This is a genomic window from Citrobacter sp. wls613 (assembly GCF_005281195.1).
GTDB classification, from domain to species: Bacteria; Pseudomonadota; Gammaproteobacteria; order Enterobacterales; family Enterobacteriaceae; genus Citrobacter; species Citrobacter gillenii.
In genome coordinates, this window is the sequence record NZ_SZXN01000001.1 from 46,972 (window position 1) to 66,016 (window position 19,045).

General features: G+C 55.3%; 16 protein-coding genes and 1 other RNA gene. 10 read left to right on the forward strand and 7 right to left on the reverse strand.

All coding sequences use genetic code 11. The features are described from left to right. Positions 1-8 precede the first annotated feature (8 nt). The 4 genes from scpB to argP form a co-directional block, all read right to left on the reverse strand. Entirely contained in the window at positions 9-794 is a 786-nt protein-coding gene (scpB, locus tag FDX01_RS00255; protein WP_096755778.1) for a methylmalonyl-CoA decarboxylase, read from the reverse strand. Positions 795-804: 10 nt separating this feature from the next. Continuing rightward, a complete protein-coding gene (gene meaB, locus FDX01_RS00260) occupies positions 805-1,800 on the reverse strand; it encodes a methylmalonyl Co-A mutase-associated GTPase MeaB (protein ID WP_137399029.1) in 996 nt (331 codons plus the stop codon). Continuing rightward, on the reverse strand, positions 1,793-3,937 hold the full coding sequence (gene scpA, locus FDX01_RS00265) for a methylmalonyl-CoA mutase (RefSeq protein WP_137399030.1): 2,145 nt from the start codon (positions 3,935-3,937) through the stop codon (positions 1,793-1,795). The genes meaB and scpA overlap by 8 nt, the downstream gene beginning before the upstream one ends. 232 nt (positions 3,938-4,169) lie before the next feature. Next, on the reverse strand, positions 4,170-5,063 hold the full coding sequence (argP, locus tag FDX01_RS00270; protein ID WP_003825477.1) for a DNA-binding transcriptional regulator ArgP: 894 nt from the start codon (positions 5,061-5,063) through the stop codon (positions 4,170-4,172). A gap of 170 nt (positions 5,064-5,233) precedes the next feature. Here argP and rpiA point away from each other — a divergent pair, with 170 nt between their 5' ends. Together rpiA and serA are read left to right on the forward strand one after the other, a co-directional pair. Continuing rightward, positions 5,234-5,893 carry a ribose-5-phosphate isomerase RpiA gene (gene rpiA, locus FDX01_RS00275; RefSeq protein ID WP_136345248.1) on the forward strand — a complete coding sequence of 220 codons (660 nt, stop codon included), beginning with the start codon at positions 5,234-5,236 and terminating at the stop codon, positions 5,891-5,893. Positions 5,894-6,166: 273 nt separating this feature from the next. Beyond that, positions 6,167-7,399 (forward strand): phosphoglycerate dehydrogenase, encoded by a 1,233-nt coding sequence (gene serA, locus FDX01_RS00280; RefSeq protein ID WP_096755782.1) that lies wholly within the window; start codon positions 6,167-6,169, stop codon positions 7,397-7,399. 96 nt (positions 7,400-7,495) lie between these two features. Here the strand turns inward: serA and FDX01_RS00285 are convergent, their stop codons facing one another. The 3 genes from FDX01_RS00285 to zapA form a co-directional block, all read right to left on the reverse strand. Next, positions 7,496-8,092, reverse strand: coding sequence for a 5-formyltetrahydrofolate cyclo-ligase (locus FDX01_RS00285; RefSeq protein WP_117342630.1), 597 nt, complete (start codon positions 8,090-8,092; stop codon positions 7,496-7,498). A 19-nt stretch (positions 8,093-8,111) separates the two neighbouring features. Continuing rightward, positions 8,112-8,295: non-coding RNA, 6S RNA (ssrS, locus tag FDX01_RS00290), on the reverse strand. Between the two features lie 41 nt (positions 8,296-8,336). Then, the gene (zapA, locus tag FDX01_RS00295) at positions 8,337-8,666 is read right to left on the reverse strand and encodes a cell division protein ZapA (protein WP_096755784.1); all 330 of its coding nucleotides are present in this window, start codon (positions 8,664-8,666) and stop codon (positions 8,337-8,339) included. A gap of 166 nt (positions 8,667-8,832) precedes the next feature. Between zapA and FDX01_RS00300 the strand changes: the two genes are divergently transcribed. The 8 genes from FDX01_RS00300 to FDX01_RS00335 all read left to right on the forward strand — a co-directional run bounded on the left by FDX01_RS00300 (position 8,833) and on the right by FDX01_RS00335 (position 19,037). Next, positions 8,833-9,411, forward strand: coding sequence for a YecA family protein (locus FDX01_RS00300; RefSeq protein ID WP_135911444.1), 579 nt, complete (start codon positions 8,833-8,835; stop codon positions 9,409-9,411). 26 nt (positions 9,412-9,437) lie between these two features. Beyond that, positions 9,438-10,754 (forward strand): Xaa-Pro aminopeptidase, encoded by a 1,317-nt coding sequence (gene pepP / locus FDX01_RS00305; protein ID WP_117342629.1) that lies wholly within the window; start codon positions 9,438-9,440, stop codon positions 10,752-10,754. Further along, positions 10,751-11,929, forward strand: a complete 1,179-nt coding sequence (gene ubiH / locus FDX01_RS00310) for a 2-octaprenyl-6-methoxyphenyl hydroxylase (protein WP_135911446.1) — start codon at positions 10,751-10,753, stop codon at positions 11,927-11,929. The genes pepP and ubiH overlap by 4 nt, the downstream gene beginning before the upstream one ends. 122 nt (positions 11,930-12,051) lie before the next feature. Further along, positions 12,052-13,254 (forward strand): FAD-dependent 2-octaprenylphenol hydroxylase, encoded by a 1,203-nt coding sequence (gene ubiI / locus FDX01_RS00315; protein ID WP_096755789.1) that lies wholly within the window; start codon positions 12,052-12,054, stop codon positions 13,252-13,254. A 451-nt stretch (positions 13,255-13,705) separates the two neighbouring features. Then, positions 13,706-14,800 (forward strand): glycine cleavage system aminomethyltransferase GcvT, encoded by a 1,095-nt coding sequence (gcvT, locus tag FDX01_RS00320; protein ID WP_115257536.1) that lies wholly within the window; start codon positions 13,706-13,708, stop codon positions 14,798-14,800. A gap of 24 nt (positions 14,801-14,824) precedes the next feature. Beyond that, positions 14,825-15,214, forward strand: a complete 390-nt coding sequence (gene gcvH, locus FDX01_RS00325; protein WP_045447282.1) for a glycine cleavage system protein GcvH — start codon at positions 14,825-14,827, stop codon at positions 15,212-15,214. Between the two features lie 127 nt (positions 15,215-15,341). Beyond that, positions 15,342-18,215, forward strand: coding sequence for an aminomethyl-transferring glycine dehydrogenase (gene gcvP / locus FDX01_RS00330; RefSeq protein ID WP_137399031.1), 2,874 nt, complete (start codon positions 15,342-15,344; stop codon positions 18,213-18,215). A 78-nt stretch (positions 18,216-18,293) separates the two neighbouring features. Then, positions 18,294-19,037 carry an SDR family oxidoreductase gene (locus tag FDX01_RS00335; RefSeq protein WP_117342627.1) on the forward strand — a complete coding sequence of 248 codons (744 nt, stop codon included), beginning with the start codon at positions 18,294-18,296 and terminating at the stop codon, positions 19,035-19,037. Positions 19,038-19,045: the final 8 nt, after the last annotated feature.

Below are 19,045 nucleotides of genomic sequence, written 5' to 3' on the forward strand. Positions count from 1 at the left end.
GACCGCGATTAATGGCCGACGAAATTCGGTTTCCGTTTTTCTAAAAACGCATTCATCCCTTCCTGATAGTCATTGCTGTCGTAAACCGCGCGGCGCATGCCCTGGATGCGTTCAAATTCATCGGAATTCATGGTGTGCGCTTCGCCCAGCACGCGCAGTTCTTCTTTGATCACGGCAATCGCCAGCGGCGCTTTTTCTGAGATGTGATGCGCCATTTGCAGAGTAAAATCTTCCAGCTCGTCGACGGCGACCACATGGTTGAGAATACCTACCGCCAGCGCGCGCTGGGCGGTAATCGGTAGGGCGGTGAAAATCAGCTCTTTGACGATATGAAAACCCGCATCACGGGTCAGGTTGTGAATACCCACCAGGTTATATGGCACGCCGAGATTGACCGGCGTCATCGAGAACGTCGAGGTCTCGGCAGAGATGATGAGATCGGAACTCATGATCATCTCGAATGCACCGCCCCAGACGCTGCCTTCAACCATCGAGATAATAGGTTTCGGGTACTTTTGGATCATGCGGGTGATCTGGCGCAGCGGATCGTCATAGGACAGCGGATCGCGACGTCCGGTAGGGAGTTCATGAATATCATGTCCAGCAGAGAACACTTTGGCCCCGCTCGGTGCGCGCAGAATAATACAGCGAATTTCTGGACGATTGAGATCGTTCAGCGCCAGCATAAGATCGTCAATAAACACTTTGCTCAGGGCGTTAAGCTTGCGGGCATAGTTGAATTCAATGACCGCGACTTTCTGGATGATGACGACGTTGACGTATTGATAGGACATAATGTTCTCTTTAATCAAAGTAATGATGTTGGATAAATTCGCTGATGTGTCGCAGGCCGGTACGTGGCGAAAGGTCATTGTTCCTGACCGAGCGCAGCGTTTGCTGGAAATAGCGATCGAAATCAGTGCGGGAAAATAACAGGTGCAGCGCCTCTTCTTCGGCCTGTTTCTGTAACCAGTCCACCGCCTGCTGCTGGCGGACTTTTTCCAGCCGCCCGCTGGCTATAAGGCATGTTTTAAAATCGATGATGGCCTGCCAGATTTCTTCAATGCCGCGTTTTTCCAGCGCGCTGCAGGCCAGAGCCTGCGGCTGCCACTCGTCATACTTGCGGCGGAGAATGTGCAGGGCGGAATCATACATATGGCGGGTGATGGCGACGTTGGCGCGGTTGTCCCCGTCATCCTTGTTGATGATGACCAGATCCGCCATCTCCATGATGCCTTTTTTGATACCCTGCAGATCGTCACCGCCGCCGGCTATTTGCAGCGAGAGAAAGCAATCAACCATGCTGGCGACTTCTGTTTCGGACTGCCCAACGCCGACGGTTTCGACGATCACTACGTCGAAGCCTGCCGCTTCGCACAGCAGCATTAATTCCCGGGCGCGCTGGCTGGCACCGCCCAAATGCCCGCTGGAAGGAACCGGTCGAATAAACGCGGCATCCGCACGCGCCAGTTCCGTCATACGGGTTTTATCGCCCAGAATGCTACCGCCGCTGACCGGACTGCTGGGATCGACAGCGATCACCGCCACCCGCAATCCCTTACGGATCAGTAGCATGCCAAAGGCTTCCAGAAAGGTGCTTTTCCCCGCGCCCGGCGTGCCGGTAATGCCCAGACGCAGGGCGTTACCGGTGAACGGTATAATGGCGTCCAGCAGCTGTGTGCTGAGTAGCTGATGACGCGGATGCTGGCTCTCGACCAGCGTCATGGCCTGGGCGAGCGTGGCGCGCTCCCCCAGACGTAGACGCTGGATGCTATCAGCCAGCGTGGCGCTGCTAATCATGGTGCTGACCAATGCGGGTTAATACATCGCGTACGCTGTCGAGCATCGGCGTACCGGGACCATAAATAGCGGCGACACCGCGCGCTTGCAGGAAGGCGTAATCCTGCGGTGGGATGACGCCGCCGGCTACCACGCAAATGTCCTCGCGCCCCCAGCTTTTGAGCGCCGCCACCAGTTCGGGGATCAACGTTTTATGACCCGCCGCCAGTGAAGAGGCGCCAACCACGTGTACATCGTTTTCTACCGCCAGGCGAGCGATCTCTTCCGGCGTGGAGAACATCGGGCTGAGGTCAACATCGAAACCGAGATCGGAATAGGCGCTGGCGATCACTTTGGCGCCGCGATCGTGACCGTCCTGACCCATCTTAGCGACCAGAATGCGCGGGCGGCGGCCGTTATCGGCGAGAAATTTTTCAGTTTGCGCAACAATGGCGTCAAACTCGTCGGCGGATTTTTCAGACTGGTGGTAGCTTTGCGCAATCACTCCGGTAACACACTGGCTTGGTACCAGGTAACGGTCAAAAGCGGACTCCAGTGCGTCAGAGATTTCACCCAGCGTGGCGCGAACGCGCGCGGCATCTATTGCGGCGGCGAGCAGGTTTTCATTGTGCCGCGCTGCGTGGGTCAAAGCTTTCAGCGTGGCTTTCACCGCAATATCGTCACGGGTCGCGCGGATGTGTTGCAGCGAGGCAATCTGCTCGTTGCGCACCTTGACGTTGTCGATTTCCAATACCGACGTGGCGTCTTCTTTATCCAGCTTGTATTTGTTCACGCCAACGATAACGCGCTGGCCCTGGTCGATGAGTGATTGTTCGCGGGCGGAAGCTTCTTCGATCATCCGTTTTGGTAAACCCGCTTCTATCGCTTTCGCCATTCCACCCGCTTCATCGATCTGTTCGATGATCGCCCGTGCTTGCTTAACGATCTGATCGGTCAGCGACTCCACATAATACGATCCGGCCAGCGGATCGACGGTGCGGCAGATCTCCGACTCCTCCTGAATGATGATCTGCGTATTGCGCGCGATGCGGGCGGAAAAGTCAGTTGGCAGGCCGAGCGCTTCATCAAAGGCGTTGGTGTGCAAAGACTGAGTACCGCCCAGGGTTGCACCCAGCGCCTCGATGGTGGTGCGCACCACGTTGTTGTACGGATCCTGCTCGGTCAGGCTCCAGCCGGAGGTCTGACAGTGGGTACGTAGCGCCAGGGATTTTGGGTTGGTGGCGCCAAAACCGCTGACCGCCTCGCTCCACAGATAACGCGCGGCGCGCAGCATGGCGACATTCATAAACAGATCCATGCCAATGCCGAAGAAGAATGACAGTCGTGGGGCGAAATCATCAATTTTCAGTCCGGCGGACAGCGCGGCTTTGATGTACTCAATCCCGTCGGCCAGGGTAAACGCCACCTGCTGCACGCAGTTGGCACCCGCTTCACCCACGTGATATCCGCTGATGCTGATGGTATTAAAGCGCGGCATATTGTCAGAACACCAGGCAATGATGTCAGCGATAATGCGCATAGAGGGCTTGGGCGGGTAAATATAGGTGTTGCGGCATAGGTACTCTTTCAGAATATCGTTTTGTATCGTGCCAGTGAGCAGCTCTGGCGCGACGCCTTGCTCCTGCGCTGCCACGATATAAAACGCCATCACCGGGAGTACCGCGCCGTTCATGGTCATGGATACCGACATCTTATCCAGTGGGATCTGGTCGAACAGTACCTTCATATCTTCGACGGTATCTATAGCCACGCCCGCTTTGCCGACGTCGCCTGCCACGCGCGGGTTATCTGAGTCGTAGCCGCGATGAGTGGCGAGGTCAAAGGCGACGGAAAGCCCTTTTTGTCCGGCGGCGAGATTACGGCGATAAAACGCGTTAGATTCTTTGGCGGTAGAGAACCCGGCGTACTGGCGAATAGTCCACGGCTGCGCGGTATACATGGTGGCGCGTGGGCCACGAACGTAAGGCGCCAGGCCGGGGAGGGTGCCCGTCACTTCCAGGTTGTCGAGATCAGCCTCGGTGTACAGCGGCTTAATGGCAATCCCTTCTGCCGTCTGTTTTACCAGCGAGTCGACGGTTTTTTCCCGTCGGCTGAGTTCTTTGTTGGCGAGCGTTTGCCACGCCTGCATATTGGCCATTTTTTGCTCCGTATTACGCAATAAGTTGAATCTTTGCGAATACGGTGAGCTTTTTCAGCTGGCTTGTCGCCAGCAAAAAATAGCCAATAAGACGTCGTTTTTTGCCGCGTGGCGTGTTTTATTTTGTGATGGATTTCAAAGACGTGGCGGGAATAGCATGAAAAGAGAGTATAAGGTTGTAGGCCGGATAAGGCGTTACGCCGCCATCCGGCACTCAGGGGCAATAAATGCTTTAATCCTGACGCAGCACATTGTGTCCGTAGGCTAGCAGCGCATCGGTGACGTTGCGCATCATGCGGCTTTCCGGTGCAAAGCGATGCCAATAGAGCATCCGACGCTGGAACAGGCCTGGCGTTAAGTCGATAAGCTCGCCGCTTTCCAGCTCTTTCTCGATCTGCAGGTGTGGGATCATGCAGCAGGTTGTCCCCTGGCGCGCCAGCTGCACAAAGGCTTCCGACGAGTTAACGATGTGGCACGGCACGCTGCCCGGTGGCAGATCGAAGTTTTGTTGCAGAAAAGCCTGATGCATGTCGTCGAGATGGTCAAACGCAACCGCCGGCGCTTTTAGCAGGGCAGAACGGGTGACGCCATTCGGAAAGTAGCGCTCGGCAAAAGGTTTTGAGCCGACAAACAGGTAGTCCAGCGCGCCGAGTTTATCCACCAGACAGCTTGGTAGCGCCTGATGTTGAATACTCACCGCGCCCACCACTTCACCGCGGCGCAGGCGTTCCTGAGTGCGTGTTTCATCTTCAACCTGCAGGTTCAGACGAATCGGTGAGTTTGCCAGCACAGGGGCCAGCGCCGGGAGTAGCCAGGTGGCCAGACTGTCGGCGTTGACGGCCAGGGAGAGCAGCAGCGGCGTCGAGCCGGTTTGTTCATCTCCCAGCCACTCGTCTTCCAGCAGTTCAACCTGACGCAACAGTGCCAGCAACTTTTGCCCTTGCTCGGTTGGGCGAGGCGGTACGGTACGCACCAGCAGCGGTTGTCCGAACATATTCTCAAGCTGTTTTATGCGTTGTGAAACCGCGGATTGTGTGATGCATAGCTTTTGCGCAGCGCGCTCAAATCCCCGTTCACGAATAACCGCATCCAGTGCTTGTAGTGTTCTGTAGTCCGGACGTTTCATTGCTCTGACGTACTCCTGATATTTTTGCGTGTTCTGCACTATGACACAATTTTAGGTTGGGTACAGACGAAATCCGCCGTCTGCGAGCGGGTGTGGGGACATTTTTCTACGCAATGTTCTATAATGCGCGTGAATTTCCACACCACATTCACACCACAGGCGAAACGATCATGACGCAGGATGAACTGAAAAAAGCAGTAGGATGGGCGGCACTTCAGTATGTACAGCCCGGCACCATTGTGGGCGTAGGTACCGGTTCAACAGCCGCACACTTTATTGATGCGCTGGGCACCATGAAAGGTCAGATTGAAGGCGCAGTGTCCAGTTCGGACGCTTCCACTGAAAAACTCAAAAGCCTCGGTATCCACGTGTTCGATCTTAACGAAGTGGACAGCCTTGGCGTGTACGTTGATGGCGCGGACGAAATCAACGGTCACATGCAAATGATCAAAGGCGGCGGCGCAGCGCTGACCCGCGAAAAGATCATTGCCTCCGTCGCGAAGAAATTTATCTGCATCGCCGACGCGTCCAAAGAAGTCGATATTCTGGGTAACTTCCCGCTGCCGGTAGAAGTGATCCCGATGGCGCGTAGTGCGGTTGCTCGTCAGTTGGTGAAGCTGGGCGGTCGTCCTGAATACCGTCAGGGTGTGGTTACTGATAACGGCAACGTCATCCTTGACGTGCACGGTCTGGAGATCCTTGACGCTGTGGCGATGGAAAACGCCATCAACGCAATCCCGGGCGTTGTGACCGTGGGTCTGTTTGCCAACCGTGGGGCGGACGTTGCGCTGATCGGCACAGCAGATGGCGTGAAAACTATCGTAAAATGATCTGACGACCGGGATCTTCTGTCGTTAAAAAAATTTTGGCAGGGCAAATTTGGTGACTTGTGTCACGTTTACAATATTGTCCTGCCGATCCCTCCAAAGAAAAAGTTATCACCAGAATTTTACTCTGACATTTCCCGCTGAATGACACTTCTTCAGCACGACGACGCAAACGTTCATATTGCCGCAATATTTTTTTTTGATATGTTGAAGAGGCGGATGAAAATCCCACACACAACACATCAGATTGAACTAAAAAAAGACAGGGTCGGGGAAATGGCAAAGGTATCACTGGAGAAAGAAAAGATTAAGTTTCTGCTGGTTGAAGGTGTGCATCAAAAAGCACTGGAAAGCCTTCGTGCGGCAGGTTACACCAACATCGAGTTTCACAAAGGCGCTCTGGACACTGAACAGCTGAAAGAGTCCATCCGTGATGCCCATTTTATTGGCCTGCGATCCCGTACTCATCTGACTGAAGATGTGATTGACGCCGCAGAGAAACTGGTCGCGATTGGCTGCTTCTGTATTGGCACCAATCAGGTTGATCTGGGTGCGGCGGCAAAACGCGGGATCCCCGTGTTTAACGCACCATTCTCTAACACCCGCTCCGTTGCCGAACTGGTAATTGGCGAACTGTTGCTGCTGCTGCGCGGCGTGCCGGAAGCGAACGCTAAGGCGCACCGTGGCGTGTGGAACAAATTGGCTACCGGCTCTTTTGAAGCGCGTGGCAAAAAACTGGGGATTATTGGTTACGGCCACATTGGTACCCAGTTGGGCATTCTGGCGGAATCGCTGGGGATGCACGTCTATTTCTATGATATTGAAAACAAACTCCCGCTGGGTAACGCCACCCAGGTACAGCATCTTTCCGACCTGCTCAATATGAGCGATGTGGTCAGCCTTCACGTGCCGGAAAATGCCTCCACCAAGAATATGATGGGCGCACAAGAGATTGCCCTGATGAAGCCGGGTGCGCTGCTGATCAACGCCGCGCGCGGCACGGTTGTTGATATTCCTGCGCTGTGCGATGCGTTAGCCACTAAGCATCTGGCCGGCGCAGCAATCGACGTCTTCCCGACGGAGCCGGCGAGCAACAGCGATCCGTTTACATCTCCGCTGTGTGATTTTGACAACGTGATCCTGACGCCGCACATCGGCGGTTCAACGCTGGAAGCGCAGGAAAACATTGGTCTGGAAGTGGCAGGTAAGCTGACGAAGTATTCTGATAACGGCTCTACGCTGTCGGCGGTTAACTTTCCGGAAGTGTCGCTGCCGCTGCACGGTGGTCGTCGTCTGATGCACATTCACGAAAACCGACCAGGCGTGCTGACCGCGCTGAACCAAATCTTTGCCGAGCAGGGCGTTAACATTGCCGCGCAGTATCTGCAAACTTCCGCGCAGGTGGGGTATGTGGTTATTGATATCGAGGCAGATGAGGATGTGGCGGAGAAAGCGCTGCTGGCGATGAAAGCCATTCCGGGAACGATTCGCGCACGTATGCTGTACTAATTATTGGTACATCGTGCCGGGTGGCGACTGCGTCTTAACCGACCTACGAGATGATTCGTAGGTCTGATAAGCGTAGCGCCATCTGGCAATTCAAGGCTACCATTCCCATACTTTTGACGGTGTTACCACCGCGGGCAGCGGAATATCCCACTCTTCGACCGGTAACTTCTCCACTCGCTGGCAATCATGTGCGTAGCCCACCGGCTGGATCTGATGCTGCTGCCAGTTTTGTAACGTGCGATCGTAAAAACCACCGCCCATGCCTAAGCGCTGTCCGTCTTCATCAAACGCCACGAGCGGCGTAATCAATACATCCAGCTTTGATAACGGCAAAACGTCGCGCACATCGAGTCGCGGCTCCTGGATTTTGAGTCGGTTAGTTACCAGATCACTGTGCGGATGATAGTGCAGAAACAGTAAATTACCGCGGCTAAACGGATGTAGAACCGGGAGATAGACACGCTTGCCCGCACGCCACAGTTGTTCGATCAGCGGTTGAGTATCAAGTTCGCCATCAAAAGAGAGAAATACCGCCACGGTGTGGGCGAGTACAACAGGGGGGAAGCTCAGCATTCTGCTCGCGGCCTGCTGACCGAAATGGCGTTGTTGCTCAGGCGTTAGCGCACGGCGACGTTGCCGAATCAGTTGACGAATTTCTTGCCGGGATAAAGGAAGTTCAGAAAGTAGTGTCATGGCTGTTGCCAGGTAGAAGGGAATCTCCGAGATGCCGCCGCAGGCTGTAACCCTTGAACCCTTGGTTCAAGGTGAATGTGTCGTCACAGTTTTAAGGCTTCTCGGACGAACCGAGCATGCTCACCAACCGTGGAGCGCCACATTCTTGTGGTATGAAATATCGGCTCAGGGGACTGGCCCGCTTGCAAACATCTCAGAGAAATTTTGTCTTCACGGTCACTCTACCACAGTAAACCGAAAAGTGTTATTCAAAGTTTTGGCCCGTTTTTTCGGTTATGCGACCCTGATCAAGCAACGCCTGTTCAATGGTTTGTTGTAGCATCCGAATACGTTGTTCCATGCTCGCCGCGTAGTCACGCGTCTTCGCTTTTTCCTGAGTTAATTCATAGCTGATGTTCAACGCGGCGATGAAAACCAGCTGCTCAGTATTTGTGACTCTAGTGCGAACTTTCAGATCTTGCAATCGCTGATTCAGATCGTCCGCAGCCTGATTCAACGCATCTTGTTGTTCAGGCGGGCAATTCACTCGCAGTGAACGGCCAAAAATTTGGATATCGACGGGTTGTGCAGACATGCCACCTTCCTGCTGATTGACTGCGCTGCCTTCGTCTCCAGACCTTGGGTCCGCGAAGGGGCGACACTATAGCTACCCTGGTATGAACATACAAGCCCTTTTCTGGTCCACCAGGGCCCAAAGTGGTAGCATAACATGAATATCCTCCCTTTGATGACGAATGCTTATGTCCATACAGAACGAAATGCCTGGTTACACCGATGTTAGCCAGTTTTTGAACCAACAAGGGGCTGGATTAACCCCGGCCGAAATGCACGGTTTGATCAGCGGGATGATTTGCGGCGGCAACAACGACAGCTCATGGCAGCCGCTGTTGCACGACCTGACCAACGAAGGTTTGGCCTTTGGCCATGAGCTGGCTCAGGCACTGATCAAAATGCACGCGGCGACCAGCGACGCCCTGGAAGACGACGGCTTCCTTTTTCAGCTTTATCTGCCTGAAGGCGACGGCGTCAGCGTGTTCGATCGTGCCGACGCGCTGGCGGGCTGGGTCAATCACTTTTTGCTGGGCCTCGGGGTTACGCAGCCCAAGCTCGACAAAGTGACCGGCGAAACCGGCGAAGCGATTGACGACCTGCGCAATATCGCCCAGTTGGGATATGACGAAGACGAAGATCAGGAAGAGCTGGAAATGTCGCTTGAAGAGATCATCGAGTACGTGCGTGTTGCTGCGCTGTTGTGCCATGACACGTTTACGCGTCAGCAACCGACCGCGCCGGAAGTACGTAAACCGACACTGCACTAAGTAACGAGAACGCCAGGGAGAGTGTTATGACTCAGCAAGAATACTTACGCCGTCGCCAGGCATTACTGGCGCACATGCAGCCAGGCAGCGCTGCGCTGATTTTCGCGGCCCCAGAAGCGACGCGCAGTGCGGACAGTGAATATCCGTACCGCCAGAGCAGCGACTTTTGGTACTTCACCGGTTTTAACGAACCTGAAGCCGTGCTGGTGCTGATTAAAAGTAATGACACTCATAACCATAGCGTTTTGTTCAACCGGGTACGTGACCTGACGGCGGAGATCTGGTTTGGTCGCCGTCTGGGACAAGATGCTGCCCCCGAGAAACTGGGTGTTGATCGGGCGTTAGCGTTCAGCGAAATCAACCAACAGCTGCATCAGTTGCTTAACGGTCTGGACACGGTGTACCACGCCCAGGGCGAATATGCCTGGGCGGATGAGATTGTGTTTACGGCGATGGATAAGCTGCGCAAAGGCGCCAGACAAAATATGAAAGCCCCTGCGGCGATTATCGACTGGCGTCCGATGGTGCACGAGATGCGCCTGTTCAAATCGCCGGAAGAGATAGCAATCATGCGTCGCGCCGGTGAAATCAGCGCGCTGGCGCATACCCGCGCGATGGAAAAATGTCGTCCGGGAATGTTCGAGTATCAGCTGGAAGGGGAGATCCATCATGAGTTTACCCGTCATGGTGCGCGTTATCCTTCCTATAACACCATTGTCGGCAGCGGTGTAAACGGCTGCATCCTGCATTACACCGAAAACGAAAGTGAAATGCGCGATGGCGATTTGGTTCTGATTGACGCCGGATGCGAATACAAAGGTTACGCTGGCGACATTACCCGCACCTTCCCGGTTAACGGGAAGTTCACTCCCGCCCAGCGCGAGATCTATGACATCGTGCTGGAGTCACTGGAAACCAGCCTGCGTTTGTATCGTCCGGGGACGTCCATCCAGGAGGTGACGGGAGAGGTGGTGCGCATCATGATTACCGGTCTGGTTAAACTGGGTATTCTGCACGGCGATGTCGATCAACTGATTGCCGACAACGCGCAGCGTCCTTTCTTTATGCATGGCCTGAGCCATTGGCTGGGGCTGGATGTCCACGACGTTGGCGTTTATGGCCAGGATCGCTCGCGTATCCTCGAACCGGGGATGGTGCTTACCGTCGAGCCAGGACTGTATATCGCGCCGGACGCCGACGTACCACCGGCTTATCGCGGAATTGGCATTCGTATTGAAGATGACATCCTGATTACCGAAGACGGTAATGAAAACCTCACCGCCAGCGTAGTGAAAAAGGCGGATGATATTGAAGCCCTGATGGCTGCGGCGCGACTGAAATGAGCGTGATTATTGTCGGTGGTGGTATGGTTGGAGCGACTCTGGCGCTGGCTATTTCAGAGCTGAGTCATGGGACGCTGCCGGTCCATCTTATTGAAGCGAGCGAGCCGGATACTGACCGCCATCCGGGATTTGACGCTCGGGCGATTGCGTTGGCCGCAGGCACCTGCCAGCAGCTGGCGCGAATTGGCGTCTGGCAGGCCATTGCCGATTGCGCAACCCCGATCAAAACGGTGCACGTCAGCGACCGTGGACATGCCGGGTGTGTGACGCTTGATGCACAGGAATACCGTATTCCTGCGCTGGGTCAGGTGGTGGAACTGCATGACGTCGGGCTGCGTCTGTTTGCGCTGTTGCGCAAAGCGCGCGGCGTCACGCTACATTGCCCTGACCGGGTGGCCAGCGTGTCGCGCACCCAGCAGCACGTTGAGGTCACGCTGGAGAATGGCGAGGTGATTACCGGTCGTGTACTGGTAGCCGCTGACGGCACACGCTCTGCGCTGGCGACCGCCTGCGGCGTTGACTGGCAGCAGCAGCCTTACGAACAACTGGCGGTGATTGCCAACGTTACCACCTCCGTCCCGCATAACGGACGAGCGTTTGAACGTTTCACGCAGCATGGCCCGCTGGCCATGTTACCGATGTCAGAAGGGCGCTGCTCGTTGGTGTGGTGTCATCCGCTGGAAAAGCGAGATGAGATCATGGCCTGGTCTGACGAACAGTTTTGTCGCGAACTGCAAACGACGTTTGGCTGGCGGCTTGGGCGCATTACGCAAGCCGGTCAACGTAGCGCCTATCCGCTGTCTTTAACCACCGCGGTGAAGGCGATTAGCCATCGCACCGTGCTGGTGGGCAATGCGGCGCAGACCCTGCATCCTATTGCCGGCCAAGGTTTTAATCTCGGCCTGCGCGATGTCATGAGCCTTGCCGAAACGTTGACGCAGGCACAGTTTGCAGCCGAAGACGTGGGTGATTATGCGGTGCTGTCGCGCTATCAGCAGCGTCGTGAGACCGATCGCGAAACAACGATTGGCGTGACCAACAGCCTGGTGTATCTGTTTGCCAATCGCTGGGCACCGCTGGTTGTTGGACGTAACGTGGGTCTTATGGCGATGGAATTATTGACGCCAGCCCGCGATGCGTTGGCGGAGCGGACCCTGGGCTGGGTCGCGCGATAAATATAGCCAGTAGGCCTGATAAGCGTAGCGCCATCAGGAAAATGCAATGGCAATCATGCCGGATGGCGGCTTCGCCTGATCCGGCCTACGGTATTTGATAGTCCCGTTTTCAGGAGCAAACAGTGCAAAGTGTTGATGTAGCAATTGTTGGTGGCGGCATGGTGGGACTGGCGGTTGCCTGCGGCTTGCAGGGCAGCGGGTTACGCGTTGCCGTATTAGAACAACATGTTCCGCAGCCTCTGGCGGCGGATGCACCTCCTCAGCTTCGCGTGTCGGCCATTAACGCCGCCAGCGAAAAACTACTGACCCGTCTTGGCGTATGGTCAGACATTGTCGCCCGTCGGGCTTGCTGTTACCACGGGATGGAAGTCTGGGACAAAGACAGCTTTGGGCGCATCGAATTTGATGACCAAAGCATGGGCTATAGCCATTTAGGACATATCGTTGAAAATTCGGTGGTCCACTACGCGCTGTGGCAAAAGGCGCAGCAGTCGGCGGATATTACGCTAATGGCTCCGGCAGAACTTCAGCAAGTGGCCTGGGGGGAGAACGAAGCTTTTCTGACCCTGAAGGATGGCTCGATGCTGACTGCGCGCCTGGTCATTGGCGCGGACGGCGCAAACTCTTGGTTGCGTAACAAAGCGGATATCCCGCTGACCTTCTGGGATTATCGCCATCATGCGCTGGTGGCAACCATTCGTACCGAGGACGCGCACGGTGCAGTTGCCCGCCAGGCGTTCCATGGCGAAGGCATTCTGGCGTTCTTACCGCTCAGCGATCCGCATTTGTGCTCTATCGTCTGGTCACTCTCGCCGCAGGAAGCAGAGCGCATGCAACTGGCAAGTGTTGACGCGTTTAATCAGGCGCTGAATATCGCCTTTGATAATCGGCTGGGACTATGTCGCGTTGAGAGTGAACGTCAGGTGTTTCCGCTAACGGGGCGCTATGCCCGCCAGTTTGCCGCGCACCGCCTGGCGCTGGTCGGTGATGCGGCACATACCATCCATCCGCTGGCAGGACAGGGGGTTAACCTCGGTTTTATGGATGCTGCGGAGCTGATTGATGAGCTAAAACGTCTGCAACGCCAGGGGAAAGACATCGGTCAGTACCTCTATCTGCGTCGCTACGAGCGTAGCCGTAAGCACAGTGCAGCGGTGATGCTGGCCGGTATGCAGGGGTTCCGTGAACTGTTTGCTGGCGCGAACCCAGCGAAGAAACTGCTGCGTGATATTGGTCTGAAACTGGCCGATACCCTGCCAGGCGTAAAACCACAACTCATCCGTCAGGCGATGGGATTAAACGATCTTCCTGAGTGGTTGCGCTAACGTCCGTCAGGACAATTTTAAGAGTTTGAGACCCGTCACACTTTCCTCTCCCGGCCTGCGCGCCGGGATGCTTCTCTCATTTGAAATAATCTAATTTCACGCTTCTTTTCGCATTAGTTTTTTTAATATTACTGTTTTCTCATAACGCCATTTTTGACATTTTTTCCACATTTAATATGGATTGATGACGATTTGTTTCGTTTTATCTATCTGTTGCTCTGATTTTATGGCGGTTAATTGGTTTTTTATTCTGTCGTCGATCTGGGCATTTTTAGCCATAAGCTAATGTGATGGTTAATTTTGCCTTATGGTTTAGCGTCTGTTTCAGTGGTAAGTTCAAGACAAAGAGAACGTTTGCGTCGCAGCCCCCGGAGCGGCTGCGGTGCTGGGTTTCGTGGTGAACATTTCACCGCGAAAGAGTTGATAGCCCCGCTTATTCAACGAGGAAAAGATGGCTCAACAGACTCCTTTGTACGAACAACACACGCTATGCGGCGCGCGCATGGTTGATTTCCATGGCTGGATGATGCCTCTGCATTACGGTTCTCAGCTCGACGAGCACCACGCTGTTCGCACCGATGCCGGTATGTTTGATGTGTCGCACATGACCATCGTCGACCTGCGCGGCAGTCGCACCCGGGAGTTCTTGCGTTATCTGCTGGCAAACGACGTCGCGAAGCTAACGAAAACCGGTAAAGCCCTTTACTCCGGTATGCTCAATGCGTCGGGCGGTGTGATTGATGACCTGATCGTCTACTACTTCACTGAAGATTTCTTCCGCCTCGTTGTTAACTCCGCCACCCGCGAAAAAGACCTCTCCTGGATAACCCAACACGCTGAACCTTACGCTATCGACATCACCGTTCGTGATGACTTGTCGATGATTGCGGTGCAGGGACCGAATGCTCAGGCTAAAGCAGCCACGCTGTTTACTGAAGAACAGCGCCATGCGGTAGAAGGCATGAAGCCGTTCTTTGGCGTGCAGGCGGGTGATTTGTTTATCGCCACCACTGGCTATACCGGCGAAGCGGGCTATGAAATTGCCCTGCCTAATGAAAAAGCCGCGGATTTCTGGCGTGCGCTGGTCGACGCAGGCGTACAGCCATGTGGTCTGGGCGCACGCGATACGCTGCGTCTGGAAGCCGGTATGAACCTGTACAGCCAGGAAATGGACGAGGGTATTTCTCCGCTGGCCGCCAACATGGGCTGGACCATCGCGTGGGAACCGGCTGACCGCGACTTCATTGGTCGCGAAGCACTGGAAATGCAGCGTGAAAAAGGTCACCAGCAGCTGGTTGGCCTGGTAATGACCGAGAAAGGCGTACTGCGTAATGAACTGCCGGTGCGTTTCACCGATGCGGCGGGCAATGCGCATGAAGGCATTATCACCAGTGGTACGTTCTCTCCGACGCTGGGCTACAGCATTGCACTGGCGCGCGTACCTGCGGGTATTGGCGAGACGGCAATCGTGCAGATCCGTAACCGTGAAATGCCGGTAAAAGTGACTAAACCTGTTTTTGTGCGTAACGGCAAAGCCGTCGCGTGATTCATCCTTTTTGGAGATTGATTGATGAGCAACGTACCAGCAGAACTGAAATACAGTAAAGAACACGAATGGCTGCGCAAAGAAGCAGACGGCTCTTACACCGTAGGGATCACCGAACATGCTCAGGAACTGCTGGGTGACATGGTGTTCGTTGACCTGCCAGAAGTGGGTGCCACTGTTAGCGCGGGCGACGACTGCGCGGTTGCGGAATCCGTAAAAGCGGCTTCCGATATCTATGCGCCAGTAGGCGGTGAGATTGTGGCGGTGAATGACGCGCTCAGCGACTCCCCGGAACTGGTGAACAGCGAGCCGTATACCGGCGGCTGGATCTTCAAGATCAAAGCCAGCGACGAAAGCGAGATCGAATCACTGCTGGATGCCACTGCGTACGAGGCATTACTGGAAGACGAATAAGATTGTGCCGGATGGCACTGCGTTTATCCGGCCTACGGTTTTATGTAGGCCCGGTAAGCGTCAGCGCCACCGGGCAATTGAGTTAGAGACAATCACGATTCACTGCACGTTTCAGGAACCATCGCCCATGACACAGACGTTAAGCCAGCTTGAAAACAGCGGCGCTTTCATTGAACGCCACATCGGACCGGACGCCGCGCAGCAGCAAGAAATGCTGAATGCGGTTGGCGCCGAGTCGTTAAACGCGCTGATCGGCCAGATTGTGCCGAAAGACATTCAGCTCGCAACCCCGCCACAGGTGGGCGAGGCGGCGACCGAATACGCTGCGCTGGCAGAGTTAAAAGCCATCGCCGGGCGTAACAAGCGCTTCACGTCCTACATTGGCATGGGTTATACCGCCGTGCAGTTACCGCCGGTTATCCTGCGTAATATGCTGGAAAACCCGGGTTGGTACACCGCATATACGCCGTATCAACCAGAAGTCTCCCAGGGCCGTCTGGAAGCACTGCTTAACTTCCAGCAGGTGACGTTGGATCTGACCGGTCTGGATATGGCTTCCGCTTCTCTGCTGGATGAAGCCACCGCGGCTGCCGAAGCCATGGCGATGGCAAAACGCGTCAGTAAACTGAAAAACGCCAACCGCTTCTTTGTGGCGTCTGATGTTCATCCGCAAACGCTGGATGTTGTCCGTACCCGTGCGGAAACCTTCGGCTTTGATGTCATCGTTGACGACGCAGCAAAAGCGCTGGATCACCAGGATGTCTTCGGGGTGCTGCTGCAACAAGTGGGCACTACCGGTGAAGTTCACGACTACAGCGCGCTGATTGCTGAACTGAAAGCGCGTAAAGTGGTGGTCAGCGTAGCGGCCGATTTTATGGCGCTGGTTCTGCTGACTGCGCCGGGCAAACAGGGCGCGGACATTGTTTTCGGCTCCGCTCAGCGCTTTGGCGTACCGATGGGTTACGGCGGCCCGCACGCGGCATTCTTTGCTGCCAAAGACGAATTCAAACGCTCCATGCCAGGCCGTATTATCGGCGTCTCCAAAGATGCCGCAGGTAATACCGCTCTGCGCATGGCGATGCAGACTCGCGAGCAGCATATCCGCCGTGAGAAAGCGAACTCCAATATTTGTACCTCGCAGGTACTGCTGGCAAACATCGCCAGCCTGTATGCCGTTTACCACGGTCCAGTCGGACTGAGGCGCATTGCGAACCGCATCCACCGCCTGACCGATATTCTGGCCGCGGGTCTGCAACAGAAAGGGTTGAAGCTGCGTCATGCGCACTACTTTGACACCCTGTGTGTCGAAGTCGCTGATAAAGCGGCCGTGCTGGCGCGTGCCGAAGCGGCAGAAATCAACCTGCGCAGCGATATTCATAACGCCGTAGGCATTACGCTCGACGAAACCACCACCCGTGAAAATGTGGTGCAGTTGTTTAATGTTCTGCTGGGCGACAGCCACGGCCTGAACATCGATACGCTGGATAAAGACGTGGCGCTCGACAGCCGTTCTATTCAGGACAGCATGCTGCGTGATGATGCGATCCTGAGTCATCCGGTGTTCAATCGCTACCACAGCGAAACCGAGATGATGCGCTACATGCACTCGCTGGAACGTAAAGATCTGGCGCTGAATCAGGCAATGATCCCACTGGGTTCCTGCACCATGAAGCTGAACGCGGCCGCTGAGATGATCCCTATCACCTGGCCTGAATTTGCTGAACTGCACCCGTTCTGTCCACCTGAGCAGGCGGAAGGGTATCAGCAGATGATTGGTCAGCTTTCTGAGTGGCTGGTAAAACTGACCGGTTATGACGCCGTCTGCATGCAGCCGAACTCCGGCGCACAGGGTGAATATGCGGGCCTGCTGGCGATTCGTCACTATCACGAAAGCCGTAACGAAGGTCATCGCGATATCTGCCTGATCCCGGCCTCTGCTCACGGTACTAACCCAGCTTCCGCCCAGATGGCGGGAATGCAGGTGGTCGTGGTGGCCTGTGATAAAAACGGCAACATCGATCTTGGCGATCTGCGCGAAAAAGCGGCGCAGGCGGGTGAAAACCTGTCCTGCATTATGGTGACCTATCCATCCACCCACGGCGTGTACGAAGAAACGATCCGTGAAGTATGCGAAGTCGTGCATCAGTTTGGCGGCCAGGTTTACCTCGATGGCGCGAACATGAACGCTCAGGTCGGTATCACCACGCCAGGCTTTATCGGCGCGGATGTTTCACACCTCAACCTGCATAAAACCTTCTGCATTCCGCACGGCGGCGGCGGCCCGGGTATGGGGCCGATCGGCGTTAAATCGCACCTCGCACCGTTTGTGCCGGGTCACAGTGTGGTACAGATTGAAGGCATGCTCACCCGTCAGGGCGCGGTATCTGCCGCACCGTTCGGTAGCGCCTCCATTCTGCCAATCAGCTGGATGTACATCCGCATGATGGGCGCTGAAGGTCTGAAGCAGGCAAGCCAGGTGGCAATTCTTAATGCCAACTACATTGCCAGCCGTCTGAAAGATGCCTACCCGGTTCTGTATACCGGTCGCGATGGCCGTGTGGCGCACGAGTGTATTCTCGACATTCGTCCACTGAAAGAAGAGACCGGCATCAGCGAGCTGGATATTGCCAAGCGCCTGATCGACTACGGTTTCCATGCGCCAACCATGTCGTTCCCGGTAGCGGGTACGCTGATGGTGGAGCCGACGGAATCTGAAGGTAAAGTGGAATTAGATCGCTTTATTGATGCGATGCTGGCAATCCGCACAGAGATCGATCGTGTGAAAGCAGGCGAGTGGCCACTGGAAGATAACCCGCTGGTTAACGCGCCGCACACCCAGAACGAGCTGGTGGCGGAGTGGAATCACGGTTACAGCCGTGAAATCGCGGTGTTCCCGGCTGGCGTGGCAAATAAATACTGGCCAACGGTGAAACGTCTTGATGACGTTTACGGTGACCGTAATCTGTTCTGCTCCTGCGTGCCGATGAGCGAATATCAGTAACTTTTCCGCGTAGTAAAGCAGTGTATAGGCCGGGTAAGGCGAAGCCGCCTCCCGGCTTTTTCATATCTGGAGGTATCCATGGGAATCGCACTTGTTACTGGCGGAAGTCGCGGTATTGGGCGCGCAACTGCGCTACAGCTGGCAGAAGAGGGTTACACCGTTGCGGTTAACTTCCATCACAATATTCGTGCGGCAACCGAGGTGGTGAATCACATTGCGTCAGCAGGCGGCAAAGCATTTGCCCTGCGGGCGGATATCAGCGATGAAAGCCAGGTTGTGGCAATGTTTGAGGCGATCGACCGAGAAGGTGAACCACTGGCTGCGCTGGTGAACAATGCCGGGATTTTGTTCGAGCAGAGCACGGTAGAAAACTTTACTGCCGAACGCATCAACCGCGTAATGGCAACCAACGTTACCGGCTATTTCCTGTGTTGTCGGGAAGCGGTTAAGCGGATGTCGTTGAAGCATGGCGGTAAGGGCGGGGCGATTGTTAACGTCTCGTCAGCAGCATCAAGGCTGGGCGCTCCATTCGAATATATCGACTATGCAGCGTCGAAAGGGGCGGTAGATACGTTGACGACGGGGTTAGCGCTGGAGGTGGCGGCGCAGGGTATCCGTGTGAACGGCGTGCGTCCTGGCCTAATCTACACCGATATGCATGCGTCTGGTGGGGAGCCCGGACGGGTTGATCGCGTAAAGTCGATGTTACCGATGCAGCGTGGCGGACAACCGGAAGAAGTGGCGCAGGCTATCACCTGGCTACTGAGTGAGAAGGCGTCTTACGTAACGGGCAGTTTTCTGGAGCTGGCGGGTGGGAAGTAGCGCGTTGA